A 13,176-nucleotide genomic window follows, 5' to 3' on the forward strand; every position below is an offset into this window, starting at 1 on the left:
GTGAGTGGTTGTTATGCCTGAATTACCGTTACAGCTCAACAGCCTGGATGTAAATGCGGATAAATATCAGGCAGGCCGAAGCCTGCCTGCAGGATTACTTTTCTTGCGGGAAGATCAGGTTCAGCACGATGGCGGTAATACCACCGGCCGCAATGCCAGATGAAAGCAGGGTTTTCAGCCAGTCCGGGGCAAATTGCAGAATCAGCGGCTGCTGAGAAACGCCCAAACCTACCGCCAGCGACAGCGCGATAATCATGATGGCACGACGATTCAGCGGTTCACGCGAAACGATGCGCACGCCAGATGCGGCGATGGTACCAAACATCACAATGGTGGCACCGCCCAGCACCGGTTCTGGAATATGCTGCACAAAACCACTCACGGCTGGGAACAGGCCAAGCACGATCAGCATCAGCGCCACGACAAAGCCTACATAGCGGCTGGCAACGCCGGTAAGCTGAATCACGCCGTTGTTCTGGCCAAAACAGGAATTCGGGAAGGTGTTGAACAGCGCTGAGACAAAGGAGTTAAGACCGTTGGCCAACACGCCGCCTTTCAGACGCTTCATATACAGCGGGCCACTTACCGGCTGCTCGCAAACATCAGAAGTCGCGGTGATGTCGCCGATGGTTTCCAGCGAGGTCACCATAAACACCAACATCAGCGGGATCAGCAGATTCCAGTCAAAGCCCAGGCCGTAGTAGAGCGGCGATGGCACGGCAATCAGCGGCTGATCGGCTGGTGTGCTGGTGGCGGGCAGCATATCCAGCGCCCAGGCCAGCGCATAACCTACCGCCATCGCGATCACCAACGAAGCCACGCGCAGATAAGCATTACGCTGACGATTAAGCAGGATAATCACCACCAATACCGAAGCCGCCAGCAACAAGTTTTTCGGAGCGCCAAACGTGTGATCGCTCATCGCCGCAAAGCCGCCGCCGATGGAGGTCAAACCGACCTGAATCAGCGACAGGCCAATAATCATCACCACAATGCCGGAAACCAGCGGCGTAATGATGCGGCGCGCCAGGTGCAACACGCGTGACAGCACCATTTCGGTACAAGACGCCACCATCAGCGTGCCAAACAGCGCCGCCATCATGGTCGGCACATCAACGCCACCATTTTTCAGCGCCATGCCGCCCATGATCAGCGGCGTCACGAAGTTAAAGCTGGTGCCCTGAATCGACAACAGGCCAGAGCCCACGGGTCCCCAGGTTTTGATTTGCAGAATGGATGCCACGCCCGAGGCAAACAGCGACATGCTGATGATGTGTTGCGTGTCCTGTGCCGGTAAACCCAGCGCCTGGCAAATCAGCAGCGCAGGCGTAATCACCGCGACAAACATCGCCAGCAAATGCTGACAGGCAGCAAACAAGGTTTGCGGTAACGGTGGACGGTCTTCGAGGCGGTAAATCAGTTCACTTTTCGGGCTTGCAGCGCTGGCAGGCTGGCGAGTTTCAGCGGTGTTGACGGACATGGTGGACGTTCTCAATTACAACAAAGGGGCGATTTTAAACGGTTGCGTTGTGAAAGCAATCGTTTGCAATGCCCCTTTTTACTTCCGTTGATCTAAAGCGTAAACACCGTACGGCAACGGCTGTCATCTTCCTGCCACGCCAGCGCGACGTCACTCAGCGAGCGCATCTGGAAGGCGATCGAAAAATCGCTCTCGGCGGCGGCCGTCAGCATTTCGCCGATGCAGGCGATCAACTCTTTATCCGACACGCTGCCGAGGCCGCTGCCCATTAATGTCAGCCCGGACGAGCGCAGCAGTTTACTGTGCAGGGTAATTTCCTGTCCGCTTAAGGAACCGATTTGCACAAAGCGTACCGTTTTCTCTCCGCCCGCTACGGCGGCGTGCATGATATCGAGTGCGCTCTGGCCCCACAGATAATCGAGTACCACATCAACACCTTCTTTCATCAACGCCGGTAACGCGTCCGGCAATTCATCCAGCGTGAAAGTGAGGTCGGCGCCCTGCGCGCGCAGTTGATCCAGCGCGGCGCGATTACGACCGGTGGCGATAATTTTGCCTGCACCCAGATGCTGTGCGATACGCACCGCTAAACCGCCCGACGTGCCGGTTGCGCCATTGATCAATACGGTTTCACCAGTGCGCAGCTGGGCGCGTCGGGTTAATGCCGCCCAGGATGACATGCCCGGATTCGCCAGCGCAGCGGCCAGCACCGGATCCAATTTCGGCGGCAACGAAACGATGCTGTCGGCGGGCACTAAGGTTCTCTCCGCCATGCTGCCCCAAGGTGCATTAAAGGCAAGGAAGTAAACCGGATCGCCATTACTCAGCGTGCCGGTACCATCAATGCCGGTAATAAAGGGATAGTGCGCGGCCGCGCTGTAATGCGTTCCGGCGGCGCGTGCTTTTGCCAGCTGGCTAACGGCGGCGGCTTTCACTGTTACCACCACATGGCTTTCATCAGCTTGCGGTTCAGGAAAATCACCGTAAACGGGCAGTTCACCTGCCGCGGAAACTATCGCTGCTTTCATGCTTTCACCTTCAGTTAAGTGGGAACTATGTGTAATATGCACACATTAGGCTTACCTCAGGATAACGTCAATGAAAAGTGTGCAAAATACACATAATGGTGCTGCATTTGATGATCTGCACAATGCGCTGCTGATGATTGTAGGAACTTTCAATCGTCCACAACGTGATGAATTATTGATAAAAGAGTCAAATATTCAGCTCGATCGTGCGCTGTTTCCGCTACTGATTCAAATCGGTCGCTTCGGGCCAATTGGCGTGGTGGAGCTGGCGGAGCGGGCCGGACGCGATTACACCACCGTCAGTCGTCAGGTGGCGAAGCTGGAGGAATTAGGGCTGGCGCAGCGCCAGAAAAATGCCAAAGACAAACGGGTGAATGAAGCGGTGATCACTGCGGCAGGTAAAGCGATGACTGACAAAATCGATGCGGCGCGCGCGCAAATTTATCAGAACCTGTTTGCCAGCTGGCCGGATGAAGAGCGCGCCGAGTTGGCGCGTCTGCTGCAGAAATTTGTCGGGGATTTTATTGCCATCGATAAAAGCAAGACGGCGGATTAAGCGTTACTGTAGCGCTCGGTTTCCGGCAGCCAGCGCTCAATCAGTGCCTGCGCCTGCTCTGGATAGTGCTGGTGGATATGACGCGCCACGCGCTGAACTTCGGGAATCATGCCCTGATCGCGCAGTAAATCCGCTACTTTAAACTCGGCGTTGCCGGTTTGACGTGTGCCGAGCATTTCACCCGGACCGCGAATCTCCAGATCGTGCTGGGCAATCACGAAGCCGTCGTTGCTATCGCGCAGCACCTGCAACCGCTTCTGCGCGGTTTTGCTGAGCGGCGCTTTGTATAACAACACGCAGTGTGAAGCGACAGCACCACGCCCAACGCGGCCGCGCAGCTGATGTAACTGAGCCAAACCGAGACGTTCCGGGTTTTCGATAATCATCAGGCTGGCGTTCGGCACATCCACGCCCACTTCGATTACTGTGGTGGCGATCAGCAGCTGGATTTCATTGGCCTTAAACGCCGCCATCACCGCCTGCTTTTCGGCAGGCTTCATGCGGCCGTGTACCAGGCCAACTTGCAAATCGGGCAGCGCCACTTTCAGCTCTTCCCAGGTTGCTTCTGCCGCCTGCGCTTCCAGCACTTCCGACTCTTCAATCAGCGTACACACCCAATAAGCCTGACGCCCTTCGTGACAGGCGCTTTGCACGCGCGTGATGATCTCACTGCGGCGGCTATCGGGAATCGCCACCGTGGTCACCGGCGTACGACCTGGCGGTAATTCGTCGATGGTGGAGGTATCGAGATCGGCGTAAGCCGTCATCGCCAGCGTGCGCGGAATCGGCGTAGCGGTCATGATCAGCTGATGCGGATGGAAACCTTGTTCCTCGCCTTTTTCCCACAGCGCTAAGCGCTGGTGCACGCCAAAGCGATGCTGCTCATCAATGATCACCAGCGCCATGCCGTTGAATTTCACCTGTTCCTGGAACAGCGCGTGGGTGCCGACCACCATCGCGACCTGACCGCTGGCAATGGCTTCCTGCTGCGCTTCGCGCGCTTTGCCTTTCTGCTTGCCCGCCAGCCAGCCCACTTCAATTCCCAGCGGTGCAAACCACTGGCGGAAGTTGTTGGCATGCTGCTCGGCCAGCAGCTCGGTCGGTGCCATCAGCGCTACCTGTTTGCCGTGTGCGATGACGTTTAGTGCCGCCAATGCGGCTACCAGCGTTTTACCGGAGCCGACATCGCCCTGCACCAAACGCATCATCGGAAAATCGTTGGCCAAATCCTTTTCAATTTCTGCCACCACACGCTGTTGCGCACCGGTTGGCGAGAAGGGCAGCGCCGCCAGCAGTTGATCAACCAGCTCGTGGCGCGCCATCATCGGCAATGCATGATGGCGCTGTGCACCGGCGCGCACTGCTAGCATGCTGAGGTTATGCGCCAGTAGCTCTTCCAGAATTAAGCGTTTCTGTGCCGGATGGCGGCCAGTCTCCAGCTCACTTAAACGTAGATCCGGCGGTGGACGATGCAGCGTGCGTAGTGCATCCGGCAGGCTAATCAGCCCGCCGCTCAGCTCGGATGGTAGCAGCTCGGCAATTGGGCAGCTCTCCAGCAACGTCAACGCCTGATCGGTGAGATTGCGCAGTGTCGCCTGGCGAATGCCTTCGGTAGTGGGATAAACCGGCGTCAGGGTTTCCTGCAGCTCAACGCCGCCTTGTTCGCCCTGCACGCGAAACTCGGGATGAATGATTTCAGCACCGCGCTGACCGCGCTTAATCTCGCCGTAGGCGGTAACGCGACGGCCCGACGCCAGGCTGTTTTTCATCCCGGCATTGAAATTGAAGAAACGCATGGTCAGCATGCCGCTGCCATCGCTGATCTGGCACACCAACATGCGGCGGCGACCGAAAGTGATTTCGCTGCTCAGCACTTCACCTTCCACCGTGGCATAAACGCCGGGCAGCAGGTCATTGATTTTATACAGTTGGGTGCGATCTTCGTAACGCAGTGGCAGATGCAGCAGTAGATCCTGAATGGTGAACAGGCTAAGTTTGGCCAGCTTGCCCGCCTGACTGGCGCCGACGCCGGTCAGGGTACTGAGCGGGATGGCATCCAGCAGACGGCCTTTCATTTTCTACCTGTAGATTGCATGGTGGCCCACCACTCGGCGTCGGCTTCTACTTCGCCCTGACCATTGATGTGCGGATACGGCAGGCCTTTCTGCTTAGCGACGCGTGCCAGCACCGGATAACCGCCTTCGAATAGCAAACGCTGCTGCTCATCTTCATCCAGCAGGCTGTAGGTGCGCTGATACATACCGGCATTCTGTCGCTGACGTTGCGCTTCATACAAAATCAGCGCGGAAGCCACCGAGACATTGAGCGACTGCACCATGCCCACCATCGGCACAACGATGTCCTGATCGGCCAGCGCCAGCGCTTCAGCGGTAATACCGGTTTTTTCCTGACCCATCAGAATGCAGGTCGGTTTGGTGTAATCGATGTCGCGAAAATCTACCGCTTTGGCGGACAGATTGGTCGCCAGCACCTGCATGCCTTCATCCTTCAGATGACGCACTGCATCTGCAATATGCTGATGCGTTTTAACCTTCACCCAACTGTTGCTGCCGGCCGAAGCGGAAACCATGGTGCGCATACGCACGCTTGGCCAGACGGCGTGCACTTCATGAATGCCCACCGCATCGGCGGTACGGATCACTGCCGAGACGTTATGCGGTTTATGCACCTGTTCCATGCAAACGGTAAGATCGTGCTGGCGCAGGGCCAGCATCTCCTGAATTCGGGCAAAACGTTGAGCGTTCATGGACTAATTACGGTTGCGGTGAACTTTGATCACGTCCGGCATTACGCGGATTTTGCGCATAATATTCGCCAGATGGACGCGATCGTTCGCGGTGAGGCGGATAAAGGCGCTATACACGCGACCATCACGCTCTTCGGTATTCAGGCTCTGAATATTGGAACTGGCAGTGTTGATTGCCGCGGTCAGATTCGCCAGTGCGCCCTGATGATTGAACATGTCGACTTTAATCTCTGCGACAAATTCCTGGTCGGTCACTTTATCCCACTCAACCGGCATGAACTTTTCAGGCTCTTTTTGGTAGCCACGGATGTTACGGCAGGATTCGTGATGCACCACCAAACCTTTGCCGGGACTAACGTGCGCCACAATCGGGTCACCAGGAATTGGACGGCAGCATTTGGCAAAGGTAATCAGCACGCCATCCGCGCCTTTGATCGGCAGCTTTTTGCGTTTGCTGTTGCTCTGCGGCTCTTCACTGCCTGACTGCAGCAAGTTCTTTGCCACCACCACGCTCATGGCGTTGCCCAGGCCGATTTCTGCCAGCAAATCATCGATGGCGGTCAGCTTCATGCGCTCAAGTTCGTGCTGAATGTTCTCAACCGGAATCTCTGCCAGCTTCTTGCTGCCGCCGAGCGCGTGGCTCAACAGGCGACGACCCAGGTTGACGGAGTCTTCACGCTTGAGGTTTTTCAGCAGCTGACGGATTTTGGCGCGCGCTTTCGAGCTGACGACAAAATTGAGCCAGGCAGCGTTCGGGCGAGCACCCGGCGCGGTGATGATTTCAATGGTTTGACCGCTGGTCAGCGATTGTGACAGCGGGTAAGGCTGGCGATCGACGCGAGCGCCGACGCAGGCATGACCGATATCGGTATGCACCGCATAGGCGAAATCGACCGGCGTGGCGCCAGCCGGCAATTCGACGATGCGGCCTTCCGGCGTGAACACGTAGATCTCATCCGGGAAGAGATCGGATTTCACGCTTTCGATAAATTCGAACGAGCTACCGGCGCTTTGCTGCAGCTCCAGCAGGCTTTGTAGCCAGCGTTGAGCACGAATCTGCGCGGTGGTGCCGCTGACTTCGCCGCTCTCTTTATACGCCCAGTGCGCTGCCACACCCATTTCTGCCATCTGATCCATATCTTCAGTACGGATCTGCACTTCAACCGGCACGCCGTGCGGGCCGATCATTGAAGTATGCAGCGATTGATAGCCGTTGGCCTTGGGAATGGCGATGTAATCTTTTACGCGTCCGGGACGCGGTTTGTACAAGCTATGCATCTGTCCGAGCACGCGATAACAGGTATCCAGATCTTTCACGATGACGCGGAAAGCGTAGATATCCATGATCGAGTGAAAACGCTGCTCTTTCAGGTGCATTTTGCGGTAGATCGAGTAGAGATGTTTTTCGCGTCCACTTACGCGGCAGGGAATACCTGCTTCCTGTAAGCGACCGTCGATTTCAGCAAGGATCTTCTGAATCATCTCTTTACGGTTACCGCGCGCCGCTTTCACCACCTCTTTAATCACGCGGAAACGGTTCGGGTAGAGCGCTTCAAAGCCGAGCTCTTCCAGTTCTGTTTTCAGGTGATGAATACCAAGGCGGTGCGCCAGAGGACTGTAAATCTCCAGCGTTTCCAGCGCGATACGGCGTTTTTTATCCGGACGTAACGCGCCGAGCGTGCGCATGTTGTGCGTGCGGTCAGCCAGTTTGATCAAGATGACGCGGATATCCTGCACCATCGCCATGATCATTTTGCGGAAGTTTTCAGCCTGCGCTTCTTTCTTGTCGCGGAACTTCAGCTTATCGAGCTTGGATACACCTTCCACCAGTTCGGCAACGCTTTTACCAAACAGCTGTTCCATATCCTGGTAAGTGGCGGGCGTATCTTCGATCACGTCATGCAGCAGCGCCGCCATTAGCGTTTCATGGTCGAGTTTCATCTCGGCCAGAATGCAGGCGACAGCAACAGGATGGGTGATGTAAGGCTCGCCGCTGGAGCGTGTTTGACCCTCGTGGGCATCACGCGCGACTAGATAAGCTTGCTTGAGGCGCTTAATTTGCTCCTCAGGCAAGTATTTTTCAATCAGTTGATTGAGGCTTTCAAACAGATACAAGGGCGACCTGCGAAGTGCTGTTAACGACGACCTTCAGCGATAGCGGTAACGGCTTGTAACTCAGCGGCTTCCTGCTCATGCTGTTCCTGACGATCACGGACATCCAGAATCTGGGTAGTGATCAAACCTTCTTCGATTTCGCGCAGGGCGATAACGGTTGGCTTATCGTTCTCTTCCGGAACCAGCGCATCTTTACCGCCTACCTGCATCTGACGTGCACGACGTGCAGCGACCAACACCAGGTCAAAACGGTTACCAACTTTCTCTACTGCGTCCTGAACGGTTACGCGTGCCATAGGTGTGCTACTCCACAGATGATGAAGAAATGACTGGGCATAATACTGAAAGTGAATTCAGACTGCCAATAGTTTGCTGATTAAAGCATCATGTCGCGATTTTTGGCGACCCATACGCAGACGTTCTGCGCGAATAATGGTTTTCAGATCTGACAGCGCCAGATCGAAATCATCATTAACAATTAAATAGTCATATTCGGCGTAGTGGCTCATTTCCGCCACGGCCTGTTGCATACGACGGGCAATCACCTCTTCGCTGTCCTGACCGCGGCCACGCAGGCGACGATCCAACTCTTCGGTAGAAGGCGGCAGCACAAAGATGCTGCGAGCGGCCGGCATTTTCTGGCGAATTTGCTGCGCACCTTGCCAGTCGATATCCAGGAAGACGTCCACGCCGGTCGCCAGCACCTGCTCAATCGCAGCGCGTGACGTACCGTAATAATTGCCAAACACTTCCGCATGTTCGAGGAAGTCGTCTGTTGCAATCATGGTCTCGAACTCGGACTTAGAGACGAAAAAGTAGTGCTCACCATGAGCTTCACCGGGACGCACGCCACGGGTGGTATGAGAAATAGACACCTGCGTATCGTACAGCGGTTGTGTCTTTAACAGCGCCTGAATCAGGCTGGATTTACCCGCGCCGCTGGGGGCGGAAACTATATAAAGCGTGCCTTGAGCCATGGTTATCTTGAATTGAGTAAAGAGCGGAGTCGATTTCCTGCACAGTATACACGGCTTGGGGTGGTCACGCAGCGTTTGCCGCTTGGCTGAGGCAATTCTTTTTTCTGTGAAGCCGCGCCAGAGGCTGATGTAGCAGACTGCAACAGCAATTTAATCTCTGGAATCTGCATCCAGCGCGCAATCTTCATGGCTGGTAAAGGCCTGCGCTGCGCGCTCCAATAGCGAAAAAGGAGAGCGAAGATGAAAGGATGCCTGAGTCTATTGTGTTGCTTATTCAGTATAGGTTGCTGGGCCGAAGCGCTCTGCCCGAATTGGTCTCCGGTGCGCGCGGGACAGGAAATCACACAGCTGCAAACCCAGCTACGACAGTGGGATGACGCGTATTACCGGCAGGGCACTAATCTGGTGACCGATGCCGATTACGACAGCCTGCAACAGCGATTACAGCATTGGCAGCGCTGTTTCACTCCGGCGCATGCCCCCTACGATGCACAACTCACCACCGATGGCAGTACGCATCATCCGGTGGCGCATACCGGCGTGCGCAAACTGCGCGATAAGCTGGCAGTGGCGTACTGGATGCAGGACAAATCTGCGCTATGGCTGCAGCCAAAAGTCGATGGCGTCGCCGTTACTTTGGTATATCGACAGGGTAAGTTGGCCTCATTGATCAGTCGCGGTGATGGTTTACGTGGCGAAGAGTGGCTGGCCAAATCCGCACATATTCCCTCCATCCCGCAGCGGCTGGATACCTTGCGTGAGGAAGTGGTGCTGCAAGGTGAGCTGTTTCTGCAAATGACCGATCATCAACAGGCGCGTGACGGCGGCAAGAACGCGCGCGCTCAGGTGGCGGGAGCGATGATGCGCCACGACACCAGCCCGCTGCTTGAGCGCCTTGGCGTATTTATCTGGGCGTGGCCGGATGGACCCAATTCGATGCCCGATCGTCTGGCGCAGCTCACACAATGGGGATTTGGGCTGGCGCAGAGCTGGAGCCGTCAGGTGAGTAATGAAGAAGAGGTCGCGTTATGGCGCGATCGCTGGTTCCGCGAATCGCTGCCGTTTGTCACCGATGGCGTGGTAATTCATCAATCACCCGTCAGCGCAGGGCGCGATTGGCAGCCCGGCCAGGGCAGTTGGTCAGCGGCATGGAAGTATCAACCAGCAGAAGTCAGCAGCGAAGTGCTGTCAGTGGATTTCAATGTGGGCCGCACGGGCAAGATCGCCGTGGTGCTAAATCTGATACCGGTGCAACTGGAGGACAAAACGGTACGCCGGGTAAACATTGGTTCCCTGCGACGCTGGCGGGAACTGGATGTGATCGCGGGTGATGAGGTGACGCTCACGCTGGCGGGATTAGGCATTCCGCGACTGGAGCGCGTGATTTGGCGTGTGGCGCAGCGCGATTATCCAGCGTCGCCACAGGAGGGCGAATTCCACGGCTTAACCTGTCTGCACTTTAGCGCCGACTGCCGGGCGCAGTTTTTATCTCGCCTTAGCTGGCTCAGCCAGAAGTCGGTACTCGATATTGCGGGTGTTCAGCGCAGCAGCTGGCAGCGCCTGCTGGATAGCGGCACTATCAGCCATCTCTTTTCCTGGCTGACCCTGACGCCGGATCAGATTGCGCAGGCTAATGGCATCACGCCGGCTCGCGCGCAACTTATCTGGCACCGCTTTAACCTGACGCGTGAGCAGCCGCTGCGACGCTGGGTGAGTGCGCTTGGCTTGCCGTTGCCGCGTGCAGCGTTACAGGCTTTACCGGATGCGCAGTGGTCGCAGTTGCTGGCGCGAACGGCGGAAAGCTGGCAGCAGCTGCCCGGTATCGGTAGCGTGTTAGCACAACGGATTGTGATGATGCTGCAGGATGCGCACCTGCAGCAGTTGATTCACTTTCTGCAGCAGCAGGAGATTCCTGCAACAGATTCAATGTTCAGGATGGGGATAGTTGAAGATCGGCAAACCGAGGCGGAAACGCAGCGCCAGCAAGCGGGCGAAGAAGCCGAACAGTAGCGTGATGATCACCACCGCTTCATGCGCCAGCGGCGTTTTCAGCAACAGGATATACATCCAGCCCGAGGCAAAAGCGATACCGGCATACAGCTCTTTCTGGAACACCAGCGGAATGCGGTTGCAGAACATATCGCGCAGCACTCCGCCAAACACGCCAGTGATCACGGCGGCGATGGCAGCAATGATGGAGGCGTGCCCGCTATCCAGTGCAACCTGGGCGCCAATAATCGAGAACACCACTAAACCCAGCGCATCCAGCACCAGAAAAACTTTGCGCAGGTGCGTCATTAGCGGTGCAACAAAAGTGGTCACAACCGCAGCCGCAGCCACGATCATGATGTACTCCGGGTTTTTAACCCAACTGAGCGGATAGTGGCCCAGTAGAATGTCACGCACCGAACCGCCGCCAATGGCGGTGACCGAGGCGATGATGATCACGCCAAACAGGTCCATTTTACGACGCCCTGCCGCCAGCGCGCCGGTCATGGCTTCGGCTGTAATTCCAATAATATAGAGAACGGTTAATAACATAGAGCACTCCAGTAAATTGGCGGCAAGGCTAAAGATTTCCCAGAGTGTAGACCACTGAGATTTTCTAAATAAAGCGTTATCGGATTAGGCTTTTTGATGGCGTGCATGCTAACAGGCTTAGCAGGCGGGATAAATCTGCAGTTATTGGCCTTTTCGCATAAGTATAAATGATGCGAAGAGGGGCAGATCTTCTCTTCTTAAGTTCTAGCCAGTTTGTGTCGTACGTGATTACTGGCAATTGAAGCAGGCTTTCCGCTCTCAGGCATCACGTGTAGCAACTATTGGACAGGCATGAAAACTCGTAACGAAGACATCCTCTTTTTCTCCTCTGACAAACTGGCGGCGCTGGGGCTTGAGAGTCTTTTGTCCTCGTTACCTGTTGCGTGTCAGCTGCATGAGCTATGGTCTCTCAGCACGGTCATGGCGAAGTGCGAAAAGATGAAACCGCGTTTGCTGGTGTGTATCTTTCATGAAAATATGCCGCTAACCGGCACCTTAAAAGTGCTTTACGCCTTACAGCAGCAGTTTCCCACGATGCAAATCGTGGTGCTGACGCGGCGTTTGTTACCGCTGATGCATGCGCTCAGTCGTTACCTGCCTTCGCTCACGGTGTTGGACTTAAAATCCTCTCGTCAGATGCTTTCCAGCCGTCTTCTCACCAGCATCAATGCCAATGCCCAGATTCAGTTAGTAGAAGGTGCGGATATTCTTTTGCCAGACAGGCAATTACGGGTGCTACTGATGATGGCGTGGGGTTACAGCATTGAGCACATCGGCATTCGCCTGGGCATCAGTCATAAAACAGTGAATGCACACAAACTCAATGCACTGGCGCGACTGCAGGTTAAAAGCAAGAATGATATGGCCGATCTCTATATGGTGATTGATGAGTTACGCATGATAGTGAGTTGGTTGCGCTTGCAGCGTAACGGCAAATTAAGCGAACTCAGTTTTCAGTCACTGGAAGAGTTACTGGAAGCCTAAAAAGAAAAAAGCGTGCTGGCGACCAGCACGCGAACGCATCTTTTCAGATGCCCAGAGCCCACCATACAGACTTGTTTTTATTATCCGTTTCTTGCTCGCACGTTAGCGAAACTTTTCAGGCTAAAGCGGTATTCTGGCTGGAACCAGGAGCGACCGTAGTAGCAGTAAATCAGCATTCTGATGGATACCATGGCGAGGTAGCCCCAGATGGCGCACAGCACTGAAGGTGTCAGCCACACGGTAAACAGTGTGACGCTTAATCCCACCAGCACAGAAGATGTTTCCGCGAAAGCGATGCGTGAAAATTGGTTTTCCCGCTGTAATATGGCGCGATAATGTTGTCCCTGCGGAATAATAATGAAGATGACCGAAATCATTTCCAGCATTATTGCCATTTCGGGTTGATTCATTATTCGGCTAGAAATATCGCTACCAATAAACAGCGCGGCAAAAATAGCGAGTCCGCTTAATACATTCCCCCAATATAATATTGAGAGATCGCTATTGTTCAGGTTTTTAGTTCTGATAATGGCATTGCCAAATCCGCGATCGGCCAGTGTGTCAATAATCAATAACATTACAATAGCAATGGCGAGTAAGTTTAACTCGTTTGCCTGGAGTATTTGTGCCAGAAGTGAAAGTTGTAAAACACCAATGCCGACGATTTTAATCGATGACAAAATTGACCATTTAGCGTTGGTCAGATTTTTTTCTCTTATCGCCATATT

12 protein-coding genes are annotated in these 13,176 nt (G+C 54.9%); 3 read left to right on the top strand and 9 right to left on the bottom strand.

Annotated features, from left to right (window positions below):
* Positions 1–94: 94 nt before the first annotated feature.
* A complete protein-coding gene (locus tag MWH02_RS21990) occupies positions 95–1,480 on the bottom strand; it encodes a nucleobase:cation symporter-2 family protein (RefSeq protein ID WP_271461466.1) in 1,386 nt (461 codons plus the stop codon).
* Between the two features lie 92 nt (positions 1,481–1,572).
* Positions 1,573–2,508: a quinone oxidoreductase family protein gene (locus MWH02_RS21995; protein WP_192415281.1), complete on the bottom strand. Its 936-nt coding sequence runs from the start codon at positions 2,506–2,508 to the stop codon at positions 1,573–1,575.
* 70 nt (positions 2,509–2,578) lie between these two features.
* On the opposite strand from MWH02_RS21995, the gene MWH02_RS22000 reads away from it, so the two are divergent.
* The gene (locus tag MWH02_RS22000; protein ID WP_192415283.1) at positions 2,579–3,064 is read left to right on the top strand and encodes a MarR family winged helix-turn-helix transcriptional regulator; all 486 of its coding nucleotides are present in this window, start codon (positions 2,579–2,581) and stop codon (positions 3,062–3,064) included.
* Here the strand turns inward: MWH02_RS22000 and recG are convergent.
* Genes recG through gmk form a run of 5 tightly spaced genes read right to left on the bottom strand, consistent with a single transcriptional unit; the run spans position 3,061 to position 8,923 of the window.
* Positions 3,061–5,139 (bottom strand): ATP-dependent DNA helicase RecG, encoded by a 2,079-nt coding sequence (gene recG / locus MWH02_RS22005; protein ID WP_271461467.1) that lies wholly within the window; start codon positions 5,137–5,139, stop codon positions 3,061–3,063. The two genes, MWH02_RS22000 and recG, sit on opposite strands and share 4 nt — an antisense overlap.
* Positions 5,136–5,831, bottom strand: a complete 696-nt coding sequence (gene trmH / locus MWH02_RS22010; RefSeq protein ID WP_101760710.1) for a tRNA (guanosine(18)-2'-O)-methyltransferase TrmH — start codon at positions 5,829–5,831, stop codon at positions 5,136–5,138. The genes recG and trmH overlap by 4 nt, the downstream gene beginning before the upstream one ends.
* Before the next feature lie 3 nt (positions 5,832–5,834).
* A complete protein-coding gene (spoT, locus tag MWH02_RS22015; protein ID WP_101760709.1) occupies positions 5,835–7,946 on the bottom strand; it encodes a bifunctional GTP diphosphokinase/guanosine-3',5'-bis pyrophosphate 3'-pyrophosphohydrolase in 2,112 nt (703 codons plus the stop codon).
* A 20-nt stretch (positions 7,947–7,966) separates the two neighbouring features.
* Entirely contained in the window at positions 7,967–8,242 is a 276-nt protein-coding gene (gene rpoZ / locus MWH02_RS22020; protein WP_007885265.1) for a DNA-directed RNA polymerase subunit omega, read from the bottom strand.
* Between the two features lie 57 nt (positions 8,243–8,299).
* On the bottom strand, positions 8,300–8,923 hold the full coding sequence (gene gmk / locus MWH02_RS22025) for a guanylate kinase (protein WP_008109768.1): 624 nt from the start codon (positions 8,921–8,923) through the stop codon (positions 8,300–8,302).
* 240 nt (positions 8,924–9,163) lie between these two features.
* On the opposite strand from gmk, the gene ligB reads away from it, so the two are divergent.
* Positions 9,164–10,933, top strand: a complete 1,770-nt coding sequence (ligB, locus tag MWH02_RS22030) for an NAD-dependent DNA ligase LigB (protein ID WP_271461468.1) — start codon at positions 9,164–9,166, stop codon at positions 10,931–10,933.
* Here the strand turns inward: ligB and MWH02_RS22035 are convergent.
* Complete coding sequence (locus tag MWH02_RS22035) at positions 10,847–11,464, bottom strand: trimeric intracellular cation channel family protein (RefSeq protein WP_008109765.1); 618 nt, start codon at positions 11,462–11,464, stop codon at positions 10,847–10,849. The two genes, ligB and MWH02_RS22035, sit on opposite strands and share 87 nt — an antisense overlap.
* A gap of 291 nt (positions 11,465–11,755) precedes the next feature.
* Between MWH02_RS22035 and MWH02_RS22040 the strand changes: the two genes are divergently transcribed.
* Positions 11,756–12,448 (top strand): response regulator transcription factor, encoded by a 693-nt coding sequence (locus tag MWH02_RS22040; RefSeq protein ID WP_271461469.1) that lies wholly within the window; start codon positions 11,756–11,758, stop codon positions 12,446–12,448.
* A gap of 80 nt (positions 12,449–12,528) precedes the next feature.
* Here the strand turns inward: MWH02_RS22040 and MWH02_RS22045 are convergent, their stop codons facing one another.
* Positions 12,529–13,173, bottom strand: a complete 645-nt coding sequence (locus MWH02_RS22045) for an oligosaccharide flippase family protein (RefSeq protein WP_110868430.1) — start codon at positions 13,171–13,173, stop codon at positions 12,529–12,531.
* Positions 13,174–13,176 lie beyond the last annotated feature (3 nt).

Origin of the sequence: Pantoea leporis, from assembly GCF_028048155.1 — a bacterium.
Lineage (GTDB): Bacteria > Pseudomonadota > Gammaproteobacteria > Enterobacterales > Enterobacteriaceae > Pantoea > Pantoea leporis.